Origin of the sequence: Devosia sp. (assembly GCF_041917035.1) — a bacterium.
Classification (GTDB): Bacteria; Pseudomonadota; Alphaproteobacteria; order Rhizobiales; family Devosiaceae; genus Devosia_A.
The window spans coordinates 1-26900 of the sequence record NZ_JAYRYM010000029.1 but is presented as its reverse complement, the minus strand read 5'-3'; the positions used below and the strand labels follow the sequence as shown (position 1 = coordinate 26900).

Genomic DNA, 26900 nt, shown 5'->3' with positions numbered 1-26900 from the left:
CTGCCGGTTCGTTGCGATCCTGCATGGCGGCGCGCATTTCCTCGCTCATCGCCGTGCCTTCGTCCTCGACGGTGAACTGCATGCGCCCGGTCCGGCCCGACACGGTGAGCCGGATCTCGCCGCCGGGCGCGGAGAACCGCGCAGCGTTCGAGAGCAGGTTGTAGAGCACCTGCACGATGCGCGTGCCGTCGGCCACGAAGGGTGGCAGGTCCGGCTCGATCACCACCTTGAGGTTGATCGGCGTCTCCCCGTTGACCGCGGGGAAGGTCGCCACCACGCCTGCGCGTGCCTTCTCGACCAGCGCCGCGACATCCAGCTGTTCGGGGCGCAGTTCGGCGATGCCCGCATCGACCGTCGCGAGGTCGAGGATATTGTCGATCAGCACCCCGAGCGTCACGCTCGAGGCGCGGATGTAGTCGGTGTAGCTGCGCTGCTTGTCGTTCAGCGTGCCCGCCGCCCCGGAGGCGAGCAGGTCGGCAAAGCCGATGATGTTGGTAAGCGGCGAGCGCAGCTCATAGCTGACGTTCTGGACAAAGGCGTCCTTCAGCCGGTCGGCGGTCAGCAGGGCCTCGTTCTTCTCCTTGAGCACACGCTGGTAGTTGGCACTCTCGGTGACGTCGAGGAACGTCATCATCGTTTGCCCGTCGGGCAGCCGCACGATGGCGTAGTCGATCAGCTTGCCGTCGGCCCGGGAGATGCGGCCTTGCCTGTCCGAGCGGGTCGGGTTGAGGTCGATGATCGAGGCCTTGAGGTCGCGCCAGATAGCTGCCCCGTCCTCCGGCATGGCCCGGCTGACCGTCGCGGCCACCTGGTCGATGTGGGGATTGTCTGCGAGCACGTTGGTGGGCAGCTTCCAAAGGCTCGACAATCGCGGGTTGGAGAGCGTCAGCCGCCCGTTGGTGCCGAACACCGCCACCGCCTCGCTGAGCGCATTGAGGGTCGAGCGCTGCACGTCCAGCACCGCCCGGTGCTGGCTCTTGAGCATGAGCTGATCGGTGATGTCCTCGAACACATAGATGACGCCGCCCTGTGGTCCGGCCGGCGCGGCGATCACCTGCACGGTGCGGCCATCGGGCAGGTGCCAGGGGTCGAGTTCCTTGGGCCCTTTGAGCTGGTATGTTGTCAGGTGGCGGGCGCGCCAGCCCTGGTAGTCCGGCTCGTTGGGCAATTGCCCGTCGGTGCGCAGCCGGTCGAGGATCACCCGCTCGTCCATGCCCGGCTTCAGCCAGGCAGGGTCGAGCCCCCACAGCGCGCAGTAGGCGCGGTTGGACTGTACCAGTTCGCGACCGGCATTGAAGATGGCGATCGGGGTGGCCAGCGCATCGATGATGCCGCCGAGGTGGGAAAGGCCCGAGTCCTTCTGCGGCGCCGGCCGACCGGCTCTCAAGTACCCCGCCGAGCCGCCGGCCAGCGGAAATTCCACCACCTCCCAGCTGCCCGTTTCGCCGAGCGCCACCTCGCGCGGCGACGTTTCGGTGCGCCGCCTCGGTTCCGTCAGATCGGCCAGCTGGGCCTCGCTGCTGCGCCGGCCCAGCGTCCGGGCGAGGTCATGATAGGCCGCGTTGGCAAAACTGATCCGCCCCTCCGCGTCGCGCAGGAATGCTGGCTCGATAAGGCCGGCAAGCACGCTGCGGGCCGCGCCGGATTCGTCCGTGGGCGCCGCTGCCCCGCTCTGAACCCGGGCCGGCCTCAGCCGCAGCGAGGCGCCGTTCCCGAGCACGGAGCCGACCGCCCGCACCTGCCGCCCGTCACGGGCCGCGAGGCTGATCTCGAAGGCCCGCCCGCCGACCCTCAACTGCTCGACGGCGCCGGCGAGCGCGTCGGCATCCGCATCGACCAGCCAGGACGAGAAGTCGAGTACTGCCTCCGGGCGGCGGCCCGGCGGCAGCAGGGCGGCAGGCTGGCCGAGAAAGCGCGGACCCTCGCCGGTGTCCGTCCACAGCACCACCAGTTCCCGCGTCGCCGAGAGCAGCGCCTCATATTGATCCACCGTCGCTCTCAGCCCGGCGATCTGGTCGGCGGCCCTTAGCCGAGCCCGCCGGCCGTCGCGCAGCATGCCACGCACCACCGAGACCGCGATCAGCGCGAAGGCGCCGGCGCCCAGCGTGATCGCGAGCGGCGCCGCCCCCATCACGTTGCTGATGGAAACTCCCTGGCCGAGGCTCGGTGTCGCGGTGACCACAGTGACGAGACTGGCGGCAAGCCCCGTGAATCCGAATACGTTCCGGAGATGATCCGGCCCCATGCGTTGCCCCTAGCCCGAAAATGTCTGCAGCCCGGTCCGCGCAGAAAGCGGGACGTGCCAACACCGCACACGATACCGCGCCGAGCCCCCAACTGATTCGCCGCGGAGTTCGCCGGAGCAGAACCCGTAACCAGCGAATCACCAGACCTTACCGGGCCGGGAATCGCGCAAAAAGAGTCAAATTGCACCTGCCATGCGCACAAGTGCGGCACTTTGGGAGTTGACCCCGGACCGAACAGTGAACGCTTCGTTAACGCCGGTTGATTTGCCGCAAGTTAATTCGGGCGGCAGGAATCGGCAGGGGCGGGATCGAGCCCGCCCCGTCGACGCCGGTTTCCGGCCTCCTGGCTCAGTAGCGATACTGGCCGGACTTGAACGGGCCTTCGGGCGCTACGCCGATATAGTCGGCCTGCACCTTGCTCAGCCGGGTGAGCTTCGCGCCGAGCTTGGCGAGGTGCAGTTGCGCCACCTTCTCGTCGAGGTGCTTGGGCAGCACGTGCACCTTGTTCTCGAGCCTGTCGCCATTGGTCCACAGCTCGATTTGCGCCAGCGTCTGGTTGGCGAACGAGGCGCTCATCACGAAGCTGGGATGCCCGGTGGCATTGCCCAGGTTGACCAGCCGGCCTTCCGAGAGCAGCACGATGCGCCTGCCGGGCGCGAGCTCAACGATATCGACCTGCGGCTTGACGTTGGTCCACCTGAAGTTTCTGAGCTCGGCAACCTGGATCTCGTTGTCGAAGTGGCCTATGTTGCAGACGATGGCCATGTCCTTGAGATTGCGGATATCGTCAAGGGTCACGACGTCCTTGTTGCCGGTCGCCGTCACCACGATGTCGGCCCGATGCGCCGCGTCCTCGAGCGTCACCACCTCATAGCCGTCCATGGCCGCCTGCAGCGCACAGATCGGATCGACCTCGGTGACCAGAACGCGTGCCCCTGCGCCACGCAGCGACTGGGCCGATCCCTTGCCCACGTCGCCATAGCCGCACACGATGGCCACCTTGCCGGCCAGCATCACGTCGGTGCCACGGCGGATGGCGTCGACCAGCGACTCCCGCGTGCCGTACTTGTTGTCGAACTTGGACTTGGTGACGCTGTCGTTGACGTTGATCGCGGGGAAGGGCAGTTCGCCCTTCTGCTGCAGCTGGTAGAGCCGCATCACGCCCGTCGTGGTTTCTTCCGACACCCCGCGGATGTTGGCCTTGATGCGGGAATAGAAGGTCGGGTCCTTGGCGAGCCGCTGCTTGATGGTGGCGAAGAACACCTCTTCTTCCTCGCTGTGCGGATTGGACAGCACTGAGGCGTCGGTCTCGGCCTTCGCGCCCACCAGCACCAGCATTGTGGCGTCGCCGCCATCGTCGAGGATCATGTTGGGCGTGGTGCCGCCCGGCCAGTCCATCATGCGGTCGGTATAGTCCCAGTACTCGGTGAGCGTCTCGCCCTTCTTGGCAAAGACCGGGATGCCGGCCGCAGCGATGGCGGCCGCCGCATGATCCTGGGTGGAGAAGATATTGCAGCTTACCCAGCGCACCTCGGCGCCGAGCGCCTTGAGCGTCTCGATCAGCACCGCCGTCTGGATGGTCATGTGCAGCGAGCCGGCGATACGGGCGCCCTTGAGCGGCTGGCTGGCGGAAAATTCCTCGCGGATTGCCATCAGGCCGGGCATCTCGATTTCGGCCATGCCGATTTCCTTGCGGCCGAACTCGGCCAGCGAGATGTCCTTGACGATGTAGTCGCTGCTGCTGGCCATCGGCCCCGTCTCCTGTCGATCGTGTTGACCGGCTTATACTGAACGGCGCCGGGCCTCGCAACCGGGATATAAAGAAAGCTTTATGTCCCTGTGTGCCCGACCGGCAGTGGCGGTCCGCCGGGCCGCCCGGTGTCACCCGCCGAAGCGGGCGCCCCGCGCAAAACCGTGGCTCACGCGGTCGCGGACAAAACGCATGATCACCAGAAGTGTGTCGAGCGGCCCGGGGATGGCCGCTTAGGCCGGCGCGCCGTCGGCGTCCTCGTCGAAGCCGTTATTGACCAGCGTGGTGATGGCATCGAGCGCTTCGCGCGCCTGCCGGCCTGTCGCCTGCACCAGGATCGTCGAGCCCGGACCGGCCCCCAGCATCATCAGGCCCATGATGGAATTGCCGTTCACTGCCTGGCCGTCGCGAACCACCTTGATCTCGGCATCGAAGCACTCGGCGGTGCGCACGAAGCGTGCCGAGGCGCGCGCGTGCAGGCCCTTGCGATTGACGATCGTCAATTGCTGCGCGAGTGCCCGGTCCGAACCTGCCGCCGTGTCCATATCGGCAGTGTAGTGCGATTTCCGGCAGGCTGAAAAGACCCGCCGTCGCCCATGCCGGCTGCTGGCCGGGGGCGACGGCGGGAGTGACGACGCTTCAGGCCGGCGACGGGCCCGTGGCGAGGCGGGCGGAATGCCCGCCTTCGCCGCGCAGCTGGAAATTCGCGTGCCCGCCGCGCGGATCGCGGAACATGTCGCCATCCTTCATGATCATGGTGAAGTGGCTCGGCCCGACCAGGACGGAGGGATCGAGCAGCGGGTCGGCATCGACCAGCAGCAGGTCGGCGAGCGCCCCGGCCCGGATCACGCCGAGCTCGTCGTCAAAGCCCATCAGGGCGCCGCCAACGGCGGTGGCGCACTTCAGCGCCTCGGCCGGCGTATAGCCGAAGAACTTGACGAAGTGTCCGATATCGCGGGCGTTCTGGCCCATCGGCGTGACGGTGAAGCCGTAGTCGCCGCCGACCACGACGCGCATGCCGCGCCTGCGCATCTCGTGATAGGTGCGGATGGTGTGCTCCAGCTTGCGCGGCAGGCCCATGCTCTCGACCCGCTCGCGGGTCAGCCCGACGACGTCCCCCTCGAACACCGAATTGTGCACCAGCCCGAAGGCCGGGCCGACGAAGACCCGGTCCTTGACGCTCTCCAGCATGTCGAGCGCTTCCTCGTCGGCGAAGTCGCAGTGATAGATGCAGTCGACGCCGGCCCGCACGGCGCGCTTGACCGACTCGGCCGCCCGCGAGTGGCAGGCGACCTTCTTGCCCCAGTCATGAGCAGTCTGGACCCCGGCGGTGAGTTCTTCGAGGCTGAGCGAGACCACTTCGGCGCGGGCATGGCCGACGAACTCGTCGCCGGAGACGTTGAACTTGAGGTTGTCCACGCCCTCGCGGCAGCAGATGCGCACGGCACGGCGGATCTCGTCGACGCCGTCGGCGATCATGCCGAAGCTCTCGGCGTGCATGTGCTGCTTGCGCTCGTCGCCCAGCCCGCCGGTGACCGTGATCTCCGGCCCCGCGGCGCGATAGCGCGGACCGGCGAGGTAGCCGTCCTCGATCTCCTGACGCACCACCACATCGATCCGGAGCTTGGCGGAGGCCGCCGAGTAACAGGAGGTGAAGCCGTGGTTGAGGATGAAGGTGGCATTGCGGCAGGTGCGCAGCAGGTGCTCCTCGGGCGGGATCTCGCCCAGGTCCTGGTTGCGCGCCGGCCCGACGAAGCTCAGGTGGCAGTGTCCCTCGACCATGCCCGGCATGAGGAACTGGCCCTCGCCGTCGATCACCTCGGCGGCGCTTTCGAGACCGAACTGGTCACGGCCGCGGGCCACTGCCTTGATCTTGTTGCCTTCGACCAGCACTTCGCCCGGATAGGCTTTGTCCTCGATCGCGTCCCAGACGCGCACGTTCTTGATCAGATACGATCCCATGGTACCAGCTCTTCTCCCTCTTCCCGCCGCTCCGGTTGCGGATGTCGTGCGGGCTCCGGCTGCAACGATAGTCCGAAAACCGGGGCGCGCCCATATGCCTGCGGGCCGTCAGAAACGACTTGACGGACAAGGGGCGAACCCACCCCATGTCGGGAGAGGCAAGGAGCAGCCATGACCCAGATCGATCCGTTCGACATTCCTCGCCTGGTGCCGGACTTCGAAGCGGTGAAATCCGGCAACCTCGCGGCGAGTGCGGCGAGCCGCGCCCGGCTGCAGGCGCGCTTCGATCGCGCCTATGGCGCAGGAGCACGGCACCGGCTGGATCTGTTCTTTCCCGAGGGCGGCACCGGCCCGCTGCCCATCCACATGTTCATCCACGGCGGCTACTGGTATCTCAACGACAAGGAGATGTTCGCCTTTCCCGCCGAGACCATCGTCGCCTCGGGAGCCATTGCCGCGATCGTCGAGTACACGCTCATTCCCAACGTCCGGATGGCGCAACTGGTCGACGAGGTGCGCCAGGCGGCACGCTGGCTGATCGAGCATGCTGCCAGCTTCGGCGGCGATCCGAATGCCTTCTCGGCCTCCGGCCACTCGGCAGGCGGGCACCTTGCGTCCTATCTGGCGGCCCGCGCGCCGCACGAGGCGGCGGGCCCGGACATCGACGTCAAGGCGCTGCTCCTCGTCTCCGGGCTCTACGACCTCGGGCCGATCAGCACCAGCTACCTGCAGCCCAGCCTCGGACTGACCGAGGAGGAGGTCGCGCGGTTCTCTCCGGTCGGGGCCGCGCAGCAGCCGGGACCGCGGGTCAAGGTGACGGTAGGGCAGAACGAGACCGAACCTTTCCACCGCCAGGCGGAGGAGCTTTGCCTTGCCGCAGGGCGGCGCGGGCTCAGCTATGAGCGGATCACTCTGCCCGAACTCGACCACATGACCATCGTGCGCGACATGGGACGTCCGGAGACCCGGATGGGCGGGCTGCTGCGCGAAACGATCGAGGCATCACGGGCCCGTCGGCCCTGATGGGGAAGGCGACGGCGTGGCCTGCCGCAGGTCAGACCTCGAGGTCGAAGACCACCAGCCCCGCAACTCCGCCCTCAAGTGCGGCGACCAGCCGGGCGCCGGCCGTCTGGTGGGCCGGGTCGGCGAGGTAGGCGTCGCGGGCCGCCCCATCGGCGAAATCGATGGTGAAGCCGTCACGGAAACCCTGGTCGAGCCCTTCCGGGCTGATATTGGCGCCAAAGCTCATGCTGAGTATGCCGCCCAGGTGCCCGCGAAGTGCCGCGAGCTGGGCGTAGATGGCCTGCCTTTCCGCGGCCGCAACGTCGGCGCGGAACCGCACGAGGACGCAGTGCCGGAGCATGGTCAGTAGGTCGTGCGACCGCCCGACAGGTCGAAGACCGCCGCGGTGGTGAAGCTATTCTCGCGGCTCACCAGCCAGGCCACCATATTGGCCAGTTCGTCGACCTCGAGGAAGCGGCCACGCGGGATGCGGCTCAGCATGTAGTCGATGAACTCCTTGGTCAGCCCCTCGAGGATGCGGGTGTTGGCGACCGCCGGGGTGATGGCGTTGACGGCGATGTCGTACTTGGCGACTTCCTTGCCGAGCGCCTTGACCAGGCCCAGGACGCCGGCCTTGGAGGCGGCATAGTGCGAGGCATTGGGATTGCCTTCCTTGCCGGCGACCGAGGAGATGTTGACGATGCGGCCATAGTTGCGGGCCTTCATCGAGGGGATCACCACCCGGTTGACGTAGAAGGTGCCGTTGAGATTGATCTCGATGACCTTGCGCCATTCGTCGAGGTCCATCTCGTCGAGTGGCGCGTTCTTGCCGGCGATACCGGCCGAGTTGAGCAGGATGGACACCGGCCCGACGCTCTTCTCGACCGCCGCATGGGCCGCCTCGAGACCGGCATAGTCGGTGATGTCGACGACCTGGCTCGAGGCGCCGGGGCCGAGCAGGTCGACCGCCCGCGCCAGTGCGTCGCCGTCGCGATCCCACAGGCTGACCTTGGCGCCGGAGGCGATGAAGCGCCTCGCCGAAGCCAGCCCGAAGCCCTGTGCCCCGCCGGTCACCACCGCCACCTGTCCGTTGAGATCGATCTGGTTCATCCCGCCCTCTGCGCTTTGCCGGTCCTTGGTGGCGGGTCGTAACATGTGAGTGTCGACGAAGCCAGCTTGGCGGGACCGGACCTTGGTCGTAGCCGGCCGGGCGCCCTGCCTCAGCACATCCCCCAACCGGACGATACCGCCCCCGCAGCACTACGGATGGTCGGCGGCGGTGCACCGGGTCTTGCTGGCCGGGAGGCAAGGGAGGGGAAGATGAATCGAGCCTGGTGGACCTGGCTGGTCGTGGTGGCAGGCGCGATCGTGGCGGCCTCGGCCGCCCGGACCCTCGGACGGGTCGACCTGGCCGATGTGGGAGTGGAGAAGGTGACGAATGTCCTCGTCACGCTGATCTTCGTGGCCCTTCTGATCGAGCGGGCGGTGGAGGTCTTCATCTCACCCCACACCGGCATCGACAAGCAGCGGTTGAAGGACCTGCAGGACAAGCTCCGCACCTCTGCTGGCACTCTGCGGGCGGAGATCGAGACGGCGCGTGCCGCGATCCTCGCGGCCCCGGCCGATGCCACGCTGCAGCAGCACCTGGTGCAACTCGAGCGGCAGCTGGGCGCAAACCTCGCCGACGACGCCCGGCACGAGGCCGGCATCGCCGCGGACAACCGCCGGACGCAGCGGATCGCGCTCGGCATCTCGATCCCGCTGAGCTTCGTCGCCGCGCTGGCGGGACTGAGGACGCTGTCGGCCTTCCTGCCGACCGAGCTTCGCAGCGCCGAGGGCATCGTCGTCGCGGCGGGCACCAGCGGGGCCTCACAGGTCATTGTCGGGGTCAACGACATGCAACTGGGTCTGTTCACCGCCATCGACGTGGTGCTGACCGCCGGCCTGCTGGCCGGGGGGGCCGACGGCATCCACCAGATCCTCGATCGCTTCATCAAGCTGGCCTCGGGCAAGGACGGGCAGAAGACCGCCGGCGGGTCGGGCGGCTGAATCGGTCGAGTTGTATGCAATATCGAGTAGTATGCCCAAGCTTTGAGCAGACATGACATCATTGTGCACAACGTAGGCATTGAGCGCTGCCCGCAGCGCGTCTTGGCGGCGCCGGTACTCTTTTGGGATTCAATGGGTTAAGGCCGGTACGAGCCGTTCGGACGGCTTGGCACGTGGTTTGCAGAGAACGACTCGAGGGGCGCCGCTTCCAGCGAGGCGGACGCCCGGTCGGTGCAAAACCTAGGGAACCACGTCATGACATTCACCTCTCTTTCGCGCCGTTCGCTGCTCAGGGCCGGCGCCGCCGGTCTCGCGGCGACGGCGCTGCCTTTCGGCCTCGCCAGGGCGCAGACCGGCGTCATTCTCGGCATCGTCTATGTCGGGCCGAAGGACGATTTTGGCTGGAACCAGGCCCATGCCGTCTCGGTCGAGGCGCTGAAGGCCCTTCCGGGCATCACCGTGGTCGAGGAGGAGAACGTTCCCGAGACGGACGCGGTCTCCAAGTCGATGGAGTCGATGATCAACCTCGACGGGGCGAACCTGATCCTCGCCACCTCGTTCGGCTACTACAACCCGTTCGTGGTCGATCTCGCCAAGAAGTACCCCAACGTCACCTTCCGGCACGCCGCGCCGCTGTGGAACAAGGACGCCGATCCGGCCAATGCCGGCTCGTACTTCCCCTATCTCAACCAGGCGCACTACGTGAACGGCGTCGCCGCGGGCCTCGCCTCGTCGGGCAAGATCGGCTTCGTCGCGGCCAAGCCGATCCCCTCGGTGCTCTCCAACATCAACTCGGTGCTGCTTGGCGCCCGCTCGGTCAACCCCAACGCCACGGTGCAGGTGATCTTCACCGGCGAGTGGAGCCTGCCGGTGCGCGAGGCCGAGGCCACCAACGCGCTGATCGACGCCGGCGCCGAGGTCATCACCTGTCATGTCGACAGCCCCAAGGTGGTGATCGAGACGGCCGAGGGTCGCGGCATCAAGACCTGCGGCCACAATGCCAGCCAGGCCCCGCTGGCGCCGAAGGGCTTCATCACCGGCGCCGAGTACAAGTGGGAGACCATCTACAAGTCCTATGCCGACGACATCGCCGCTGGCAAAACCCCGCCCAACTTCCTCGTCGGCGGCTACAACAACGACATGCTGCGCAACACCCCTTACGGCGCTGGCGCGACGCCCGAGGCGATCGCCGCCGCCGACGCAGCCATCGCCGCGCTCAAGGGCGGCGCCCCGATCTACAAGGGCACGCTCAAGGACAATGCCGGCAATGTCGTCGTCGACAAGGACTACGACAACTACGACCCCTACCTCGATGGCATGAACTGGCTGCTCGAGGGCGTGCAGGGCTCGATCACCTGACCTGACGGTTCGCGGCGCGGGAGGCGGGTGCACGTTTCCTGCGCCGTGATGCTTTGCTTGCGAGCCATCAACGGCTTGGAGCCTGTGGCACACCCCTCCCCATCCCTCCCCGTCAAGGGGAGGGTGCCCGCCGGTGAAGGGGGAGGGATCGCGCCACTAACCCGATGTGCACCCTCCCCCTTGCGGGGAGGGTTGGGGAGGGGGTTGGAGAGCCACGATGCGAGTAGTCGATGACCGCTGAAACCGCCGATACCGCCGCCATCCCGGCGAGGACCGGGCCCAGCCTCCAGGTGCTGCGCTTCGCCGAATCGATCGTCATCCCGGTCGCGGCGCTGATCGCCTCGGCGCTGATCTTCTCGGTGTTCCTCGTCGTCATCGGCAAGGACCCGCTGACCTTCTTCTCGCTGATCTGGACCGGCGGCTTCGGCTCCTCCTTCTCGTTCCAGAACTCGCTGCAGCGCGCCGCCCCGCTGATCCTGACCGGCTTGGCCTTCGCCATCCCGGCCCGCATCGGGCTGACCATGATCGGTGGCGAGGGCGCGCTGGTGCTGGGCGGCTTCACGGCGGCCGCGACCGCCATTCCGCTGGTCTCGAACGGCGTGCCGGCCTTCGTCACGCTGCCGGTCATGGCGCTCGCCGCCATCCTCACCGGCGGCCTCTGGGTCGGCTTCACCGGCTGGCTCAAATATGCGCGCGGCGTCAACGAGACCATTGCCTCGCTGCTCTTGAGCTACATCGCCATCGCCATCATGAACTTCTTCGTCGAGGGGGCGCTGCGCGATCCGGCCTCGGCCAACAAGCCCTCGACCATGCCGATCGGCGACGCCTACCGGATCGGGGCGATCCCCGGCACCGAGGTGCACTGGGGCTTTGCCGCCGGCATCGTGCTGGCCATCGCGCTCTGGGTGCTGATGAGCCGCACCACTTTCGGCTTTGCCGCCCGCATGACCGGCGGGAACCTGCGCGCCGCGCGGGCCCAGGGCCTGCCGGTGGGCTGGCTGATGGTGGTGTGCTGCATGATCGCCGGCGCCTGCGCCGGCCTTGCCGGCTTCTTCGAGGTGGCGGCGATCCACGGCCAGGCCAATGCCTCGCTGGTCGCCGGCTACGGCTTCACCGGCATCCTTGTCGCCTTCCTTGCCCGCCACAATCCGCTCGCCGTGCTGCCGGTGGCGATCCTGTTCGGCGCGCTCGCCGCCGCCGGCGGGGTGATCCAGCGTCGCATGGGCCTGCCCGACGCCACCGTGCTGGTGCTGCAGGGCATCCTGTTCGTGGTGCTGTTGGTCAGCGAGACATTCTATGGCCGCTTCAGGATCTTCCAGCTCAGGCCGACGGGGGATCGCACCTAGATGGACAATGCCCTCGTCACCGTCCTTATCGCCATGCTCGGCGGCGCCATCCGCGTCTCCACCCCGTTCATGTTCGTGGCGCTGGGCGAAACCCTCACCGAGAAATCGGGGCGCATCAACCTGGGGCTCGAAGGCAACCTCGTGCTCGGCGCCATGGTCGCTTACGCCGTCTCGTACCTGTCCGGCAATGCCTGGCTCGGGGTGCTGGCGGCAGGCGGGTCGGGCCTGCTGCTCGGGGCGCTGCACGGCTTCATCTGCAAGCTGCCCAAGGTGAACGACATCGCCGTCGGCATCGCCATGATGAGCTTCGGCACCGGCGTCGCCTTCTTCTTTGGCAAGCCCTTCATCCAGCCCACCGCGCCGCGCCTCGACGCCATCCCGCTCGGCGACTGGACCGGCAATCCGGCTCTGGCCCAGGCGCTCGAGGTCAATCCGCTGTTCTTCGTCGGCATCGTGCTGGCGGTGGCGATGTGGTGGGCCTTCCGCAACACCCGCTGGGGCCTGATCGTCAGGATGACCGGCGACAGCGCCGCCTCGGCGCGGGCGATGGGCGTCTCGGTCGACCTGGTGCGTTTCCTCGCCACCGCGGCAGGCGGCTTCCTCGCCGGCATCGGCGGCGCGTTCCTCTCGCTCTACTATCCGGGCAGCTGGAACCAGGGCCTCTCCTCCGGCCAGGGCCTCATGGCCGTGGCGCTGGTGATCTTTGCCCGCTGGGACCCGATCCGGGCGATCTTCGCCGCCCTGCTGTTCGGCGCCGCCGGCGCCATCGGCCCGTCGCTGCAGTCGATCGGCATCTCGCAGGGCTACTACTTCTTCAATGCCGCCCCCTACATCCTGACGCTGGTCATCATGATCATCTCCGCCGGCTCAAAAGCCTCGGCCCGCGATGTGCCGGGCGAACTCTCGATCACCAAGTGAGCCCTCCCATGAACGTTTCCGGCGAGCGCATTGTAGAGGTCGTGGCTCCCGCGGGGACAACTATCGGCTCGACCCCCTATCCCTGGCCCTATGACGGGGACCTGCGGCCGGCGAACACGGCGCTGATCGTCATCGACATGCAGACCGATTTCTGCGGGCCGGGCGGCTATGTCGATGCGATGGGCTACGACATTTCCCAGACGCGGGCCCCGATCGCGCCGATCTCGCGGGTGCTGGAGGCCTTCCGCGGCAGGGGTTACACGGTGATCCACACGCGCGAGGGGCACCGGCCGGATCTCGCGGACCTGCCCGCCAACAAGCGCTGGCGCAGCCGGCGGATCGGTGCCGGCATCGGCGACCCCGGGCCGTGCGGGCGCATCCTGGTACGCGGCGAGCCGGGCTGGGAAATCATCCCCGAGCTCGCTCCGCTGCCCGGCGAGGCGATCATCGACAAGCCGGGCAAGGGCTCGTTCTGCGCCACCGATCTCGAGCTGATCCTGAGGCTCGGCGGCATCCGCAATATCGTCTTGACCGGCATCACCACCGATGTGTGCGTCCACACCACGATGCGCGAGGCCAATGACCGCGGCTTCGAGTGCCTGCTGCTCGAGGATTGCTGCGGCGCCACCAAGCGCGAGAACCACCTCGCGGCCATCGACATGATCAAGATGCAGGGCGGCGTGTTCGGGGCGGTGGCGACCAGCGACGCCTTGATCGCGTCACTTTGCTGAACGGAGTTCTCCTCCATGTCCGCCCCCAATCCCCGCGCGCCCTCCCTTGAAGCCATTGGAATGACGAAGGTTTTCGGGCCGCTGTTGGCACTGGACGATGTTTCCGTGAAGATCGAGGCCGGCTCGTTTCACGCCCTCCTGGGCGAAAATGGGGCGGGCAAGTCGACGCTGGTCAAGTGTATCATGGGCTTCTACAGCGCGGACAAGGGGCAGGTGCGGCTCGACGGTCGCGAGGTCTCGATCCGCTCGCCGCGCGATGCCCGCGCCAACGGCATCGGCATGGTCTACCAGCACTTCACCCTGGTGCCGAGCCTGACCGCCGCCGAGAACCTCGTCATCTCGCGCGCCGATGCACCGGGCGTCATCGACTGGGGCCGGGAAAAGAAGGCGCTCGCCCGCTTCATGGACGAGATGCCGTTCCGCGTGCCGCTCGACGCGCAGGTTGCCGCGCTGTCGGCGGGCGAAAAGCAGAAGCTCGAGATCCTCAAGCTGCTCTATCTCGACCAGCGCTTCATGATCCTCGACGAGCCCACTTCGGTGCTGACCCCGGGGGAGGCCGACGAGATGCTGGGCCTGCTCGGCGGCATGGCGGCCCGCAAGGAGATCACCGTGCTGATGATCTCGCACAAGTTCCGCGAGGTGAAGGCGTTCTGCGACCACTTCACCGTGCTCCGGCGCGGCCGCTGCACCGGCACTGGCGACGCCAGGACCGCCACCGTCGCCGAAATGAGCGCCATGATGATCGGCGATACCGCCATCCGCGAGCGGGCGGCGCGCACCGCGCGGCCGGCAAAGGTGGATCGGCTCGAACTCGCCGGGCTGTTCGCCGACGACAATGACGGCCTGCCGGCCATCCAGTCGGTCAACCTGCGCGTCAAGGCCGGCGAGATCGTCGGCATTGCCGGGGTGTCCGGCAATGGCCAGTCGGCCCTGGTCGAGGTGCTGAGCGGGCAGCGGCCGCTGTCCGACGGCGCCATCTTCATTTCGGGCGAGCGGTTCGAGCCCAAGCGCGGCGCCTTCGACAGGTACAAGGTGTTCGGGCTGCCCGAGGAGCCGCTGAAGAACGCCACCGTGCCCAAGATGAGCGTCGCCGAGAACCTCGCCTTCCGCTCCTTCGACAAGCCGCCCGTGGCCAGTCTGGGCTGGTGGATGTCGCCCGGGCCGATGAAGGCCAAGGCGCGCGAACTGATCGCCCGGTACCGGGTGAAGACCCAGGGCCCGGAGGCGCCGATCGAGACGCTCTCGGGCGGCAATGTGCAGCGCGCCGTGCTGGCGCGCGAATTGAGCGGGGAGGTCGACGTGCTGATCGTCGCCAACCCGTGCTTCGGGCTGGATTTCGCCTCGGTGGCCGATATCCGCAGCCAAATCATGGAGCAGCGCAACCGGGGCGCCGCCGTGCTGCTGGTCAGCGAGGACCTCGACGAAATCCTCGAGCTCGCCGACCGCGTGGCGGTGATGAGCGGCGGCACCATCACCTATGTCGCCCCGATCGAGGAGACGGATCGCAATACCATCGGTCAGCACATGGCGGGACATTGATGATGGCGAGCTTTGCACTTCCCCCATCCGGGATGACCAGGTGGGGGACCAATGGGGTGGTTCGCAACCGCCCCCCCTCCCCAACCCTCCCCGCGAGGGGGAGGGTGTCGCATCGCGTTCCTGGCTCGGCCGTGTCCCTTGCACCGGCCCGCACCTCCCCCCTTGCGGGGGAGGTTGGGAGGGGGGGTGCAGCGCGCTCGGAACAGTTGCGGGACTTCCTCGTCCTCCACATCCCCGTCCGCAGCTCGTTCATCGTCAGTGTCTGCTCATGATCCCCATCCCCGCCCGGCCCTATCCCTATCCGCTCGATCCGGCGCACACCGCGCTGGTGGTCATCGACATGCAGCGCGACTTCATCGAGCCAGGCGGCTTCGGGGACTCGCTGGGCAATGACGTGAGCCGGCTGGCGGCGATCATTCCCACGACGGCGGCCCTGCTCGGGCTGTTCCGCGCCCGGGGCTGGCCGGTGATCCACACCCGCGAGGCGCACCGGCCGGACCTGTCGGATTGCCCGCCCTCCAAGATCCGTCGCGGCAACCCGAGCCTCAAGATCGGGGAGGCGGGCGCCATGGGACGGCTGCTGGTGACGGGCGAGCCGGGCAACCAGATCGTCGACGGGCTGGCCCCGGTCGCGGGTGAAATCGTCGTCGACAAGCCGGGCAAGGGCATGTTCTGGGCCACCGGCATGCACGAACGGCTGGCGGGGCTCGGCATCACCCACCTGGTGTTCGCCGGCGTGACCACCGAGGTGTGCGTCCAGACCTCGATGCGCGAGGCCAATGACCGCGGCTACGAGTGCCTGCTGATCGAGGACGCGACCGAGAGCTACTTCCCGGAATTCAAGGCGGCGACCATCAAGATGATTGCCGCGCAGGGCGGTATCGTGGGATGGGTAACCCCGCTATCGGAGCTCGCTCAAGCGGTCGGGGCGGCCGCATGACGGGCCCATCGGACTCCGGGGCGACCGACACCATGGCCTATAAACCCTTCGATGCCGATCTGCTGATCGACGCATCCGCGCCGCTGCTGCACCTCAGGATCGAGCCCGAGTTCCGGGCCGGGATCAAGCTCAACCTCAAGACCGCGAGCAAGATGGCGGCGCTGGTCGAGCAGATCCGGCTCGAGGACGACGCCGAGCCTGCTCCGGTCTATCGCCCATGAAGGCGACGGCGACAGCGAGCGAGATCGCGACGGCGGTCAAGGCCGGCGAGATCAAGGCGCGGCAGGTGGTGGCGGTGGCGCTCAAGCGCATCGAGGCACACAACCCGATGGTCGGCGCCTTCACCGACGTCACTGTCACGCGGGCGCTGGAACAGGCCGATCGGGTCGACGACAAGCTGGCCGCAGGGATCGACCCCGGTCCGCTGGCGGGTGTGCCGTTCGCCGTCAAGAACCTGTTCGACATCAAGGGTGTGGTAACCCGTGCGGGCTCCCGGCTCAATCGCGCCAACCCGCCGGCCGAGCACGACGCCACGCTGATCCAGCGGCTCGAGGCGGCCGGCGCCGTGCTGGTGGGCGGCCTCAACATGGGCGAATACGCCTATGATTTCACCGGCGAGAACGCCCATGACGGCCCCTCGCGCAACCCGCACGCGCTCGACCGCATGTCGGGTGGCTCGTCCGGCGGCTCGGCGGCGGCGGTGGCGGCCGGGCTGGTGCCGCTGACGCTCGGCTCGGACACCAATGGCTCGATCCGCGTCCCCTCCTCGTTCTGCGGGCTGTTCGGGCTGAAGCCCACCTATGGGCGGCTGAGCCGGGCACACAGCTTTCCCTTTGTTGCGAGCCTCGATCACCTGGGGCCCTTCGCCCGCTCGGCCCGCGACCTCGCCCTTGCCTACGACTCCATGCAGGGCTTCGACGAGGCGGACCCGGCGCAGTCGAAACGCGCCAACGAGCCGACTCTGGCGCGCATCACCCATCCGGTGCCGGGCATCCGCATCGCCGTGGCCGACGGCTACTTCACCGGCGACGCCGAGACGCAGGCGCATGTCCGGCATGTCGCCCGGGCGCTCGAGGCGGCCCACACCGTCAGCTTCCCCGATGTGCAGGCGGCGCGGGCGGCGGCCTACCTGATCACCATGGCAGAGGGCGCGGCGCTGCATCTCGACCGGCTGCGCGAGCGGCCGGAGGATTTCGACCCCGAGGTGCGCGACCGGCTGCTGGCCGGCGCCATGCTGCCGGCGGTCTGGGTGGAAAAGGCCCAGAAGCTGAGGCGCGCCTGGCGCGAGAAGGTGCTGGCGCTGTTCGACGGCGTCGATGCCATCCTCGCCCCGGCGACGCCGATGAAGGCGCCGCTGCTCGGCCAGAAGACGGCGAAGTTCGGCGGCGTCGAGATGCCGCTCAGGCCCAATATCGGCATCTTCACCCAGCCGATCTCGTTCATCGGCCTGCCGGTGGTGTCGGTGCCGGTGTGGCTGGATGGCGCCGACCTGCCGATGGGAGTGCAGGTGATCGCCGCGCCCTGGCGCGAGAACATCTGCCTCAGAATCGCGCACCAGCTGGAGGCGGCCGGGGTGTGCAAGGCGCCGGTCGCAAGGGGATTTGCCGATGAGTGAAGCGGGACGCTGGGCCGGGCGCAACCCCGACAAGGACCTGGTGCGCAACGACGTCTGGGCGGCGCTCGAGCGCGACGGCGTCGCCGTCGGCCCGGCCTGGTCGATGATCCCCAATTTCGTAGGTGCCGATATTGCCGCCTGGCACCTGGCACAGACGCCGGAATGGCGGGCGGCCCGCACGATCAAGACCAATCCGGATGCGCCGCAGATCCCGATCCGCATCCGCGCCCTTTACGAAGGCAAGCTGGTCTTCGCGCCGGTGCCCTACCTGACTCGCGAGTTCCCCTACCTGCGGCTCGATCCGGAGCGGCTGCGGCAGAGGGGGGTGTCGTTCGAGCTCGCCGCAACCGCGCAGGGCTTCATGGAGCACGGCGAGCGGATCGGCTTCGAGGAGGTGGCGCCGCTCGATTTCGCCGTGGTCGGCTCGGTGGCGGTGAGCCGGCTGGGCGGCCGCACCGGCAAGGGCGCCGGCTTTGCCGATCTCGAGACGGCGATCTTCCGCGAGCTCGGGATCATCTCGGAGGCGACGCCAATCGCCACCACCATCCACTCGAGCCAGCTGGTCGACGCCACGCGCGTGGTGCTCGAGAGCCACGATTCGCCGCTCGACTACGTCGCCACCGAGACCGAGCTGATCAGGACCGGCAATCGCGACAGGCGGCCGGGCGGCGTCGACTGGGATCGCGTCCGGCCCGACCAGTTCGACACCATCCCGTTCCTCGCCGAGCTGCGCGAGCGCCTGCTGGCGCGACGGCGGGGCTGATGGAAATCGACCACCCGGCAACGCTGGCCGAAGTCACGGCCGCCTTCGTCCGCTACGAGGCGGCGCTGGTCGGCAACGACATCGCCGTGCTCGACGAGCTCTTCCTCGCCGCGCCGACCACCATCCGCTATGGCGGCGGCGAGAACCTCTACGGCATCGAGGCGATCCGCGGCTTTCGCGCCGCCCGTTCGCCGGCCGGACTGGCGCGGCGGCTGGCCGGCACCGTCATAACAAGCTATGGGCGCGACGCGGCGGTGGCGTCGACGCTGTTCTACCGCGACGGCGCGCCCGGCAGGGTGGGTCGCCAGATGCAGACCTGGGTGCGCACCCCCGACGGCTGGCGGGTGGCAGCGGCGCATGTGAGCATCATCGACGAGCCGGCCTGAAGACCGGCGGAGAGGCCAGAATGCTGAAACGCACATCGGCGGAGGAGATCCGGCGCGGGCTGGCCGAGCGCATCATCTCGGGCGCCCTGCCGCCCGGCACCGCGCTCGACGAGAGCCAGATCGCCGCCGAGTTCGCGGTAAGCCGCACGCCGGTGCGCGAGGCACTGCGGCTGCTCGCCGCGAGCGGCCTGGTCGCCCAGCGCCCGCATGCCAAGGCCCTGGTGGCCAAGCCCGACGAGGCGGAACTGGCCGGCATGTTCGAAGTGATGGGCTATCTCGAGGCGCTGTGCGCCGGGCTCTCGGCACTGGCGATGACCACCCCCGAGCGCGAGGCGCTCGATGCGCTGCACGCGGCGATGGCGCCGATCGTACGGGACGGCGACACGGCACGCTATGCCGAGGCCAACGATGCGTTCCACACCGCCATCTACCAGGGCGCGCACAATGCCTACCTGGGCGAGATCACCCGCTCCACCCGGCAGCGCCTGCAGCCGTTCCGGCGGGCGCAGTTCGCCGCGCTGGGCCGGCTGTCCCGATCGCATGCCGAACACGGGCTGATCGTCGAGGCGATCCTGCGTGGCGACCGGGGCGGGGCCGAGGCGGCGATGCGGCGGCACATCAGCATCGTCGGCGACGCGGTCCAGCACCTGGGCCAGGGCTGAACCGGACGGTCGCGCGGACGAAGCGCCGCCCCCGCGCCCCGCACCGCTTCGGGGCCGAGGGCGGAGGACGCCCCCGGCCGCCGGCCGCTCAGCTCGCCGGCACCAGATAGAACTCGGTGGTCAGGTCCGAGTTGGTCCACGGGCGCTGCGGGCGCTCCTTCTTGCGAGTCAGCTCCACCACCTTGGCCTTGACGCGGGTCATCAGCGTCTGGAACTCGACGCCCGGCGTCGGCAGCTGCTCGAGCAGCGCCGTGGTGAACGGGCTGTGATTGCCCTCGCCATCGGCCGCGACATCGCCCGGCGCCGTGGCGAAGCCGATGATCATGCCGCCGCCGTCGCCGATGGCGGCGAGGCCCTTGTCGACCGCGTTGGAGCGCGAGGCGCCGAGGCTGCGCTTCAGCGTCTGCGCGAACGGGTTGTCGCGGCAGGCATCGAGCAGCACGATCGCCACCTTCTCCTTGCCGGTCGCCTGGTCGAAGCCGGTCATGAAGCTGGTGATGTTGTCGATGTCGACCAGCTCGAAATTGATCGCCGTCGCCTCCTCCACGGTGGCATCGATCGGCACCAGGTAGTTGCGCCCGTCGACCTGCAGGCCGTGCCCGGCATAGAAGAACAGCGACGTGTCCGCCGTGCTCGCCGCCTTGGCGAAGGCCCGGGCCTTCTCCTCCATGGCCGACTTGTCGAGGTCGGTACCCAGCGTCACCTCGAAGCCGACCGCCCGCAGCATCGAGGCCATCGCCTCGGCGTCGCAGGTCGGGTTGGGCAGTGCCGGCGCATTCTGGTAGGCCGAGTTGCCGATGACCAGCGCCACCCGCTTCTCGCTGGGACGCACCGCCGGTATGCCGGCCACCTCGCAATCGCCCGTCGCCACCACGTCGGTCGAGCCGAAGTCGACCGTGGCGGTGTCGCCACCGGCCAGCTCGCGCCAGCGCTTGGCCTCGTCGGCATCAGCGCCGACGCCCTCGCCACGCTCATAGGCCGAGGCCAGCGCGATCTGGGCGTCGGTGTCGCCCTGCTCGGCCGCCCGGCGCCACCAGGCGACGGCCGCCTCGGAGTCCTGCGCCACACCCTCGCCCCAGGCATAGGCGTTGCCCAGCTTGCGCTGCGCCGGGGCATAGTCCTGGTCGGCGGCGAGGCGCCACCAGCGCACGGCCTCGGCATCGTCCTCCGGCACGCCCGTGCCGTCGGCATACATCGAGCCCAGGTTGGACTGGCTGATCATGTAGCCCTGTTCGGCCGCCATCCGATACCAGTTCACCGCTTCCGCCGAATCCTGCGGCACGCCCAGGCCCAGGTCGTAGGCATAGCCCATCGAGTTCTGCCCCTCGGGCAGGCCCTGCTCGGCCGCCATGCGGTACCAGCGCACCGATTCCTCGTAGTCCTGCGGCACGCCGGTGCCGTCGGCATACATGATGCCGAGGTTGTTCTGCGCCCGCGCCATGCCCTGCTCGGCGGCGGTCCGGTACCAGCGCACCGCCTCGACGGAGTCCTGATCGACGCCCAGCCCCAGATCGTAGAAATAGCCCACGTTGTTCTGGCCGTCGGCATAGCCCTGCAGCGCCGACCGCATGTACCAGTCGAAGGCGATCGCCAGGTCGGCCTCGACGCCGCGGCCATTCTGGTACATCAGGCCCATGGCGTTGAGCGCCCACGGGCTGCCGCGCTCCGCCGACTGCCGGTACCAGTACACCGCCTCGCCATAGTCCTGCGCCGTGCCGCGGCCGATCTCGTAGGCGTAGCCGGCATTGTTCATGGCATCGACGAGGCCGTTCCCGGCGGCCTGCAGGTACCAGTTGAGCGCCTCGGCATCGTCCTCGGCGACCGAGTAGCCATTGTCGTAGAACAGCCCCACCGCGTTCTGCGCGAAGGCGTTGCCCTGCGCCGCCGCCAGCTGGTACCAGCGCAATGCCTCGTCATAGTCCTGCCCGACGCCGGCCCCGGTTTCGTAGGCAAAGCCGAGATTGGCCTGTCCCGAGGCGTTGTGCTGGGAGGCCGCCTTGCGGAACCAGCGCACCGCCTCGCTGTCGTTCTCGGCGACGCCGCGGCCATTGGCATAGAGGTTGCCGAGGTTGGACTGGGCCAGCGCATTGCCGCCGTCGGCGGCGCGCCGGTACCACTTGACCGCTTCCTCGTAGTCCTGCCCGATGCCGGCGCCGACCTCGTACATGTAGCCCAGGTTGTTCTGGCCATCGAGGCTGCCATTGTCGGCGGCCATCTGGTACCAGCGCACGGCCTCGGCATCGTCCTCCGGCACGCCCGTGCCGTTGTCGTAGAACACGCCGATGGCGTTCTGCGCGTAGTTCGAGCCCTGGTCGGCGGCGCGGCGATACCATTTCAGCGCCTGCTGGTAGGATTGCTCGACACCGCCGCCGATCTCGAACAGGTAGCCGACCAGCGTCTGCCCATCGAGAAACCCTTCGTCGGCGAGCGGCCGGGCGATGCGGTAGGCTTCCTTGTAGTCGCCCTGGTTGAACGCGGCATAGGCGTCGTCCGATCGCTGCTGCTGCGTCTGCGCCAGGGTCGGAGTTGCCAACAGCGCCATGGCCAAGACGGCGGCGCCAAACAGCTTGCCGAGCCAGTTCATCCCCTCACCCCTCATCGTCTGATCCGTTTGCGCAAAATGCTAGCAGTTGCCCGATGTTGGAGTCCATTGCCCGAGCAGGTCCGGCACATCAAGGAAGCGCGAATTGGCCGCCCGCGTCCCTTCGCAACGGCGCCACGCTGGTCTAGGGTCCGCCCCGGTGAAACCGCGAGGAGGCAATCATGGACTATCGACTGCTCGGCCGCTCCGGCCTCAAGGTATCGGCTCTGTCGATCGGCACGGTGACCTTCGGCAATGACGGCAGCTGGGGCGAGACCGACCTCAGGGACGCGCAGCGCCAGATCGATCTCTGCCTCGACCACGGCGTCAACCTGATCGACACCGCCAACGTCTACAATAACGGCAAGTCCGAGAGCATGCTGGGCGAGGCGCTGGTCGACGGCCGTCGCGACCGCCTGCTGATCTCCAGCAAGGTCCGCTTTCCGATGGGCGCCGGCCCCAATGACCGCGGGCTGAGCCGCCATCACATCGTGCGCCAGTGCGAGGCGTCGCTGCGGCGGCTGCGGACGGATGTCATCGATCTCTACCATGTGCACGAGTGGGACGGTCAGACTCCGCTCGATGAGACGATCGAGGCGCTCGATACCTTGGTCAGGCAGGGCAAGATTCGGTACGTCGCGTGCTCGAACTACTCCGCCTGGCACCTGATGAAGGCCCTCGCCGTCGCCGATGCCGGGCGCCACCAGCGCTTCATCGCCCAGCAGATCCACTACACGCTGCACTCGCGCGAAGCCGAGTACGAGCTGATCCCGCTCGGGCTCGACCAGGGTGTGGGCGTGCTTGTCTGGTCGCCGCTCGGCGGCGGCTGGCTGTCCGGCAAGTATACCCGCCACACGCGGCCCGAGAGCGGCCGGCAGGTCACCGGCTTCCGCGAGCCGCCGATCCACGACTGGGACCGGCTGTGGGACATCGTCGACGTCATCAACGAGGTCGCAGCGGCGCACGGGGTCTCGGGCGCCCAGGTGTCGCTGGCCTGGCTGCTGCAGCGGCCGCTCGTCGCCTCGGTGATCATCGGGGGACGCACCACCGCGCAGTTCGAGGACAATCTCGGGGCCGCCGGCCTGAAGCTGGCGCCCGACGAGATCGCCCGCCTCGACAAGGTCAGCCAGCCGCCGCTGATCTACCCCTACTGGCACCAGAGCTTCACGGCCCAGGATCGGCTCGGGCCGGCCGACCTGGTCCTGCATGGGCCGCATATGGCCGGCTGAGGAGCGCGGAAAATCCTGAACGCGACGATCAGCTTAGCTTGACGAAGTTTAGAACTCTTATAAACTGGCTGGAGAAAGCGATCGTCCCCGCCGGGTTGTTCACGTGGCAGCGAGACGTCGCGGCGGGCGAGCCAGTCGTTTCCGCCTCCCGTGGAGTGTTCATGCGCCTGACCCGACAGTCCAACTACGCCATCCGCACGCTCATCTACTGCGCGGTCAACGATCCGGGCCTGAGCCGGGTCGCCGACATCGCCAAGGCCCACGCGATTTCGGAACTGTTCCTGTTCAAGCTGATCAAGCCGCTGGTGGAGAATGGCCTCATCGAGACGGTGCGCGGTCGTCGCGGCGGCATCCGGCTGGGACGCCCCGCCAGCGAGATCACCCTGCTCGACACCGTGCGCCTGACCGAGGAGAGCTTCTCGATGGCCGAGTGCTTCGAGGATGGCGACGTGTCCTGTCCGCTGGCCGGCAGCTGCGATGTCAACTCGGCCCTGCGCGAGGCGCTCGGCGCCTTCTTCAACGTGCTCGACAGCTATACGATCGCCGACCTCGCCAGCAAGCGGCGCTCGCTGCGCGACCGGCTGGGACTGAGCTTCGAGGCGATGGAGCCGGTGCTGGTGGCGCAGGCCGCCAACTGACGCCCGCCGTCCCGGATGCGGACCCGCCGGCAGGCGCGCAAGGGCGGGATCGCCCTCATGCGCGTGCCGGCGCGGCCGAAAGGCCCGACGGGCTCTCGAACCGGCCAGTGACGGCCGGTCGCAGAGCCGGTCGGTTGCGTCAGAGCGCCTTGGCGGCGCAGGGATGGCCGGCTTCGACACCGCCGCCGAGCACGCCGTTGAGCTTCACGCCCTGGCCCGGGTTCAACTGGGCGACGAGGGTGTGGGTGCCCTTGTAGTTGGAGTAGCCTTCGACCGACCACTTGATCTTGGTGCCGGCGACGAGCTTGCCGGCGCCCTTGTTGATCAGCCAGATGTCGTCCGGGAATTCGCTCGGCGTGCCGGCGACTTCGCAGGCGGCAATCCGGGCGATCTGCAGGATCTCGGGGTTGATCTGCCCGTTCGTCTGGTTGATCTGGATGCCGCCATTGCCCGCCTGGGCGAACGAGGTGGCCAGCACGAGCGCGGCGAGCGCCGCCCCGGCAGTTTTGATGGTCGTCATTGTAGTTCTCCTGTTCCGGATCCGGCGGCCCGGAGCGCTCATCGCTCCGTCTCGACCGCAGGCGCCGCGCTCCGGTAGCGCCAGCACATGGCGTGCTTCTGCCACCCCCGGCTTGAACGCCGACTGATCCCGCCGTTTAGGGATCGTTCAGGAAGCAATTCCGCGAAATCATCGGCGTTTTGACCATATGGCCGCTGCCGTTGCGACGCTCGGCGGCGTGGCTCCCCCGCCTGACCGGATTGCCGGCCGCCTCGGCAATCGTTGATCTCGTTTCCCAGCCATGCTCTATGCCCAAATTCGACCCACCGGACCCCCGCCCATGGCCGCCGCGCCCATCCTGCTACTCAACGCGATCAGCCTGCGGCTGGGCTCGACGGACCTGCTCGAGAGCGCCGAACTGTCGGTGCTGCCCGGCGAGAAGGTGGCGCTGGTCGGCCGCAACGGTTCGGGCAAGTCGACGCTGCTCAAGATCGCCGCCGGCGAGATCGAGCCCGATGGCGGTCGCCGGTTCCTGCAGCCGGGCGCGACCATCCGCTACCTGCCGCAGGAGCCCGACCTCGGCGGCTTCGCGACCACCCTGGGCTATGTCGAGGCCGGCCTCGAGGCCGGCGACGACCACTATCGCGCCACCTACCTGCTGAACGCGCTCGGCCTCACCGGTGCCGAGGAGCCCTCCCGGCTGTCGGGCGGCGAGGCGCGGCGGGCGGCGCTGGCGCGGGTACTGGCCCCCGAACCCGATGTCATCCTGCTCGACGAGCCGACCAACCACCTCGACCTGCCGGCGATCGAGTGGCTCGAAACGGAACTGGCCGGCCTGCGTTCGGCGCTGGTCATCATCAGCCACGACCGGCGCTTCCTCGCCGATCTCACGCGCGCCACGGTCTGGCTCGACCGTGGTGTCACCCGCCGCCTCGACAGGGGCTTTGCCGGCTTCGAGGCGTGGCGCGACCAGGTGCTCGAGGAGGAAGAGACCGCCCGCCACAAGCTCGACCGGCAGATCGTGCGCGAAGAGCACTGGCTGACCTATGGCGTCACCGCCCGGCGCAAGCGCAACGTGCGGCGGCTCGAGGGCCTGCACACGCTGCGGCAGGAGCGCCGCGAACTCAAGCGCGCCGTCGGCGAGGTGCGGATCAGCGTCGCCGAGGGCGAGACCTCCGGCAAACTCGTGGCCGAGGCGAGGGCCGTCGGCAAGCGCTTCGGCGATCGCGCCATCGTCAGCGACTTCACCACAAGGGTGATTCGCGGCGACCGACTGGGGATCATCGGCGCCAACGGCGCCGGCAAGACCACCCTGATCCGGTTGCTCACCGGTGAACTGGCCCCCGACAGCGGCACGGTCAGGCTCGGCGCCAATATCGAACTCGCCAGCCTCGACCAGCGGCGCGCCACCCTCAGTCCCGACATGACGCTCAAGGAGGCGGTGACAGGCGGCGGCTCGGATACGCTCGTCATCAACGGCGTGCCCAAGCACTTCATGGGCTACCTCAAGGACTTCCTGTTCACCCCCGAGCAGGCCGGCACCGCCGTCGGCAAGCTCTCGGGTGGCGAACGCGGCCGCCTGGCGCTGGCACGCGCGCTGGCGCTGCCCTCCAACCTCCTGGTCCTCGACGAACCGACCAACGACCTCGATCTCGAAACCCTCGACCTGCTGCAGGAAATGCTCGCCGACTATCCGGGCACGGTGATCGTGGTCAGCCATGACCGCGACTTCCTCGACCGCGTCGCGACCTCGGTGATCGTCGCCGACGGCGGCGGCCGCTGGACCGAGTATCCCGGCGGCTATTCCGACATGGTCTCGCAGCGTGGCTATGGCGTCACCGCGCCGGCAGCCGCGCCCGCCCGACCCGCGACCACGAGGCCGGCCGTCGCGGCGGCGATGCCCGTGCCCGCCGCCGCACCGCGCCAGAAGCTGTCGTTCAAGCAGAAGCACGCGCTCGAGACCCTGCCGGGCGAGATCGGGCGGCTCGAGGCGGAGATCGCCCGGCTGTCCGGCCTGCTCGCCGACCCCGGGCTCTATGCCCGCAACCCCGCGAGCTTTGCGGAGACCGGCAAGAAGCTGGACGCTGCGCAGGCCGCGCTGTCGCGGGCCGAGGACGAATGGCTGGACCTCGAGGCCCTGCGCGAGCAGATCGAAGGCAGTTGAGCCGGATCGGCAGCTAGAACCAGATTTCCGGCTGGTGCAGGATCTGCAGGGCGCTCGCCGGCTCGCCGTTGATGCGGCGCAGCAGCAATTGCCCCATCTGCAGCCCGGCGAGCGCGGTGTCCTCGAAGATGGCGTCGACCTTGGGGCGCACTTGGCTGAAAATGCCGGAGGTCTGCTTGGCCACCACCTCGACATCCCTGCCGATGACGCGACCGGCATCGGTGATCCCGGCCATCACCGCCAGCGCCGCGGCGTCGCCGGTGCAGATATAGCCGTCCGGCGCGCCGGGAGCGGCGATCCGCTGCATGGTCGCGAGCCGGATCTCGTCGGCGGTGTTGTCGAGCGTGGCGCCCGGGAAGATCTCCCAGTCGAGCCCGCTCTCCTCGATCGCCGACATGAACCCCGACCTGAGGTGATTGCCGAAGCTGAACTGGGTCGGCGGCAGGATGATGGTCAGCTTGCGGCACCCCTTCGACCTCAGCCGCATGACGGCATGGTAGGCGAAGGCGTGGTTGTCGTAA

The 26900-nt window shown here is 68.3% G+C and carries 25 protein-coding genes; 16 read left to right on the top strand and 9 right to left on the bottom strand.

Features of this window, described 5'->3' with window-relative positions; genetic code table 11:
- The 4 genes from ACE3TU_RS05510 to ACE3TU_RS05495 form a co-directional block, all read right to left on the bottom strand.
- Window positions 1–2245 (bottom strand): PAS-domain containing protein (locus tag ACE3TU_RS05510; protein WP_374621273.1); only part of this gene is annotated, 2245 nt, incomplete at its 3' end.
- Window positions 2246–2594: 349 nt separating this feature from the next.
- Window positions 2595–3995: an adenosylhomocysteinase gene (gene ahcY, locus ACE3TU_RS05505; RefSeq protein WP_374621270.1), complete on the bottom strand. Its 1401-nt coding sequence runs from the start codon at window positions 3993–3995 to the stop codon at window positions 2595–2597.
- Window positions 3996–4229: 234 nt separating this feature from the next.
- Complete coding sequence (locus tag ACE3TU_RS05500; RefSeq protein WP_374621267.1) at window positions 4230–4541, bottom strand: HPr family phosphocarrier protein; 312 nt, start codon at window positions 4539–4541, stop codon at window positions 4230–4232.
- A gap of 94 nt (window positions 4542–4635) precedes the next feature.
- Window positions 4636–5958 (bottom strand): amidohydrolase family protein, encoded by a 1323-nt coding sequence (locus tag ACE3TU_RS05495; protein WP_374621265.1) that lies wholly within the window; start codon window positions 5956–5958, stop codon window positions 4636–4638.
- Between the two features lie 171 nt (window positions 5959–6129).
- Here ACE3TU_RS05495 and ACE3TU_RS05490 point away from each other — a divergent pair, with 171 nt between their 5' ends.
- On the top strand, window positions 6130–6981 hold the full coding sequence (locus ACE3TU_RS05490; protein ID WP_374621262.1) for an alpha/beta hydrolase: 852 nt from the start codon (window positions 6130–6132) through the stop codon (window positions 6979–6981).
- Window positions 6982–7012: 31 nt separating this feature from the next.
- On the opposite strand, the gene ACE3TU_RS05485 is transcribed toward ACE3TU_RS05490, so the two are convergent.
- Window positions 7013–7321, bottom strand: a complete 309-nt coding sequence (locus tag ACE3TU_RS05485) for a Dabb family protein (RefSeq protein WP_374621259.1) — start codon at window positions 7319–7321, stop codon at window positions 7013–7015.
- Window positions 7322–7323: 2 nt separating this feature from the next.
- On the bottom strand, window positions 7324–8070 hold the full coding sequence (locus ACE3TU_RS05480) for an SDR family NAD(P)-dependent oxidoreductase (protein ID WP_374621256.1): 747 nt from the start codon (window positions 8068–8070) through the stop codon (window positions 7324–7326).
- 210 nt (window positions 8071–8280) lie between these two features.
- Between ACE3TU_RS05480 and ACE3TU_RS05475 the strand changes: the two genes are divergently transcribed.
- The 12 genes from ACE3TU_RS05475 to ACE3TU_RS05420 all read left to right on the top strand — a co-directional run bounded on the left by ACE3TU_RS05475 (window position 8281) and on the right by ACE3TU_RS05420 (window position 19268).
- Entirely contained in the window at window positions 8281–9009 is a 729-nt protein-coding gene (locus ACE3TU_RS05475; protein ID WP_374621253.1) for a hypothetical protein, read from the top strand.
- Between the two features lie 255 nt (window positions 9010–9264).
- The gene (locus ACE3TU_RS05470; protein ID WP_374621250.1) at window positions 9265–10368 is read left to right on the top strand and encodes a BMP family ABC transporter substrate-binding protein; all 1104 of its coding nucleotides are present in this window, start codon (window positions 9265–9267) and stop codon (window positions 10366–10368) included.
- A gap of 230 nt (window positions 10369–10598) precedes the next feature.
- Window positions 10599–11714 (top strand): ABC transporter permease, encoded by a 1116-nt coding sequence (locus ACE3TU_RS05465; protein ID WP_374621247.1) that lies wholly within the window; start codon window positions 10599–10601, stop codon window positions 11712–11714.
- Complete coding sequence (locus tag ACE3TU_RS05460; RefSeq protein ID WP_374621245.1) at window positions 11715–12632, top strand: ABC transporter permease; 918 nt, start codon at window positions 11715–11717, stop codon at window positions 12630–12632. It abuts the gene before it with no gap.
- 8 nt (window positions 12633–12640) lie between these two features.
- Window positions 12641–13363, top strand: coding sequence for a cysteine hydrolase family protein (locus tag ACE3TU_RS05455; protein ID WP_374621242.1), 723 nt, complete (start codon window positions 12641–12643; stop codon window positions 13361–13363).
- Between the two features lie 15 nt (window positions 13364–13378).
- Window positions 13379–14902, top strand: coding sequence for an ABC transporter ATP-binding protein (locus ACE3TU_RS05450; RefSeq protein WP_374621239.1), 1524 nt, complete (start codon window positions 13379–13381; stop codon window positions 14900–14902).
- Window positions 14903–15170: 268 nt separating this feature from the next.
- Window positions 15171–15842: a cysteine hydrolase family protein gene (locus tag ACE3TU_RS05445; protein WP_374621237.1), complete on the top strand. Its 672-nt coding sequence runs from the start codon at window positions 15171–15173 to the stop codon at window positions 15840–15842.
- 32 nt (window positions 15843–15874) lie between these two features.
- Window positions 15875–16063 carry a DUF4089 domain-containing protein gene (locus ACE3TU_RS05440; RefSeq protein WP_374621234.1) on the top strand — a complete coding sequence of 63 codons (189 nt, stop codon included), beginning with the start codon at window positions 15875–15877 and terminating at the stop codon, window positions 16061–16063.
- Window positions 16060–17457, top strand: a complete 1398-nt coding sequence (locus ACE3TU_RS05435; RefSeq protein WP_374621231.1) for an AtzE family amidohydrolase — start codon at window positions 16060–16062, stop codon at window positions 17455–17457. Before ACE3TU_RS05440 ends, ACE3TU_RS05435 begins: the two co-directional genes overlap by 4 nt.
- Window positions 17450–18220 (top strand): 5-formyltetrahydrofolate cyclo-ligase, encoded by a 771-nt coding sequence (locus ACE3TU_RS05430; protein WP_374621229.1) that lies wholly within the window; start codon window positions 17450–17452, stop codon window positions 18218–18220. Before ACE3TU_RS05435 ends, ACE3TU_RS05430 begins: the two co-directional genes overlap by 8 nt.
- Window positions 18220–18606: an oxalurate catabolism protein HpxZ gene (gene hpxZ, locus ACE3TU_RS05425; protein ID WP_374621227.1), complete on the top strand. Its 387-nt coding sequence runs from the start codon at window positions 18220–18222 to the stop codon at window positions 18604–18606. Before ACE3TU_RS05430 ends, hpxZ begins: the two co-directional genes overlap by 1 nt.
- 20 nt (window positions 18607–18626) lie before the next feature.
- On the top strand, window positions 18627–19268 hold the full coding sequence (locus tag ACE3TU_RS05420; RefSeq protein WP_374621224.1) for a GntR family transcriptional regulator: 642 nt from the start codon (window positions 18627–18629) through the stop codon (window positions 19266–19268).
- Window positions 19269–19356: 88 nt separating this feature from the next.
- Here the strand turns inward: ACE3TU_RS05420 and ACE3TU_RS05415 are convergent, their stop codons facing one another.
- On the bottom strand, window positions 19357–21852 hold the full coding sequence (locus tag ACE3TU_RS05415) for a caspase family protein (RefSeq protein WP_374621222.1): 2496 nt from the start codon (window positions 21850–21852) through the stop codon (window positions 19357–19359).
- A gap of 179 nt (window positions 21853–22031) precedes the next feature.
- On the opposite strand from ACE3TU_RS05415, the gene ACE3TU_RS05410 reads away from it, so the two are divergent.
- The gene (locus ACE3TU_RS05410) at window positions 22032–23078 is read left to right on the top strand and encodes an aldo/keto reductase (RefSeq protein ID WP_374621220.1); all 1047 of its coding nucleotides are present in this window, start codon (window positions 22032–22034) and stop codon (window positions 23076–23078) included.
- Between the two features lie 161 nt (window positions 23079–23239).
- Complete coding sequence (gene rirA / locus ACE3TU_RS05405; protein ID WP_374621218.1) at window positions 23240–23716, top strand: iron-responsive transcriptional regulator RirA; 477 nt, start codon at window positions 23240–23242, stop codon at window positions 23714–23716.
- A gap of 139 nt (window positions 23717–23855) precedes the next feature.
- Here rirA and ACE3TU_RS05400 read toward each other — a convergent pair whose 3' ends face one another.
- Complete coding sequence (locus ACE3TU_RS05400; protein WP_374621215.1) at window positions 23856–24236, bottom strand: hypothetical protein; 381 nt, start codon at window positions 24234–24236, stop codon at window positions 23856–23858.
- A 319-nt stretch (window positions 24237–24555) separates the two neighbouring features.
- Here ACE3TU_RS05400 and ACE3TU_RS05395 point away from each other — a divergent pair, with 319 nt between their 5' ends.
- Complete coding sequence (locus tag ACE3TU_RS05395) at window positions 24556–26379, top strand: ABC-F family ATP-binding cassette domain-containing protein (RefSeq protein ID WP_374621212.1); 1824 nt, start codon at window positions 24556–24558, stop codon at window positions 26377–26379.
- Between the two features lie 13 nt (window positions 26380–26392).
- Here ACE3TU_RS05395 and ACE3TU_RS05390 read toward each other — a convergent pair.
- Window positions 26393–26900, bottom strand: a 508-nt coding sequence (locus ACE3TU_RS05390) for a substrate-binding domain-containing protein (protein WP_374621210.1), incomplete at its 5' end; no start/stop codon positions are given.

What these genes read in the sequence shown, in the direction of transcription:
- ahcY (WP_374621270.1), bottom strand. Translation starts at nt 3,995, where the DNA reads ATGGCCAGCAGCAGCGACTACATCGTCAAGGACATCTCGCTGGCCGAG.
- ACE3TU_RS05500 (WP_374621267.1), bottom strand. Translation starts at nt 4,541, where the DNA reads ATGGACACGGCGGCAGGTTCGGACCGGGCACTCGCGCAGCAATTGACG.
- ACE3TU_RS05495 (WP_374621265.1), bottom strand. Translation starts at nt 5,958, where the DNA reads ATGGGATCGTATCTGATCAAGAACGTGCGCGTCTGGGACGCGATCGAG.
- ACE3TU_RS05490 (WP_374621262.1), top strand. Translation starts at nt 6,130, where the DNA reads ATGACCCAGATCGATCCGTTCGACATTCCTCGCCTGGTGCCGGACTTC.
- ACE3TU_RS05485 (WP_374621259.1), bottom strand. Translation starts at nt 7,321, where the DNA reads ATGCTCCGGCACTGCGTCCTCGTGCGGTTCCGCGCCGACGTTGCGGCC.
- ACE3TU_RS05480 (WP_374621256.1), bottom strand. Translation starts at nt 8,070, where the DNA reads ATGAACCAGATCGATCTCAACGGACAGGTGGCGGTGGTGACCGGCGGG.
- ACE3TU_RS05475 (WP_374621253.1), top strand. Translation starts at nt 8,281, where the DNA reads ATGAATCGAGCCTGGTGGACCTGGCTGGTCGTGGTGGCAGGCGCGATC.
- ACE3TU_RS05470 (WP_374621250.1), top strand. Translation starts at nt 9,265, where the DNA reads ATGACATTCACCTCTCTTTCGCGCCGTTCGCTGCTCAGGGCCGGCGCC.
- ACE3TU_RS05465 (WP_374621247.1), top strand. Translation starts at nt 10,599, where the DNA reads ATGACCGCTGAAACCGCCGATACCGCCGCCATCCCGGCGAGGACCGGG.
- ACE3TU_RS05460 (WP_374621245.1), top strand. Translation starts at nt 11,715, where the DNA reads ATGGACAATGCCCTCGTCACCGTCCTTATCGCCATGCTCGGCGGCGCC.
- ACE3TU_RS05455 (WP_374621242.1), top strand. Translation starts at nt 12,641, where the DNA reads ATGAACGTTTCCGGCGAGCGCATTGTAGAGGTCGTGGCTCCCGCGGGG.
- ACE3TU_RS05450 (WP_374621239.1), top strand. Translation starts at nt 13,379, where the DNA reads ATGTCCGCCCCCAATCCCCGCGCGCCCTCCCTTGAAGCCATTGGAATG.
- ACE3TU_RS05445 (WP_374621237.1), top strand. Translation starts at nt 15,171, where the DNA reads ATGATCCCCATCCCCGCCCGGCCCTATCCCTATCCGCTCGATCCGGCG.
- ACE3TU_RS05440 (WP_374621234.1), top strand. Translation starts at nt 15,875, where the DNA reads ATGGCCTATAAACCCTTCGATGCCGATCTGCTGATCGACGCATCCGCG.
- ACE3TU_RS05435 (WP_374621231.1), top strand. Translation starts at nt 16,060, where the DNA reads ATGAAGGCGACGGCGACAGCGAGCGAGATCGCGACGGCGGTCAAGGCC.
- ACE3TU_RS05430 (WP_374621229.1), top strand. Translation starts at nt 17,450, where the DNA reads ATGAGTGAAGCGGGACGCTGGGCCGGGCGCAACCCCGACAAGGACCTG.
- hpxZ (WP_374621227.1), top strand. Translation starts at nt 18,220, where the DNA reads ATGGAAATCGACCACCCGGCAACGCTGGCCGAAGTCACGGCCGCCTTC.
- ACE3TU_RS05420 (WP_374621224.1), top strand. Translation starts at nt 18,627, where the DNA reads ATGCTGAAACGCACATCGGCGGAGGAGATCCGGCGCGGGCTGGCCGAG.
- ACE3TU_RS05415 (WP_374621222.1), bottom strand. Translation starts at nt 21,852, where the DNA reads ATGAACTGGCTCGGCAAGCTGTTTGGCGCCGCCGTCTTGGCCATGGCG.
- ACE3TU_RS05410 (WP_374621220.1), top strand. Translation starts at nt 22,032, where the DNA reads ATGGACTATCGACTGCTCGGCCGCTCCGGCCTCAAGGTATCGGCTCTG.
- rirA (WP_374621218.1), top strand. Translation starts at nt 23,240, where the DNA reads ATGCGCCTGACCCGACAGTCCAACTACGCCATCCGCACGCTCATCTAC.
- ACE3TU_RS05400 (WP_374621215.1), bottom strand. Translation starts at nt 24,236, where the DNA reads ATGACGACCATCAAAACTGCCGGGGCGGCGCTCGCCGCGCTCGTGCTG.
- ACE3TU_RS05395 (WP_374621212.1), top strand. Translation starts at nt 24,556, where the DNA reads ATGGCCGCCGCGCCCATCCTGCTACTCAACGCGATCAGCCTGCGGCTG.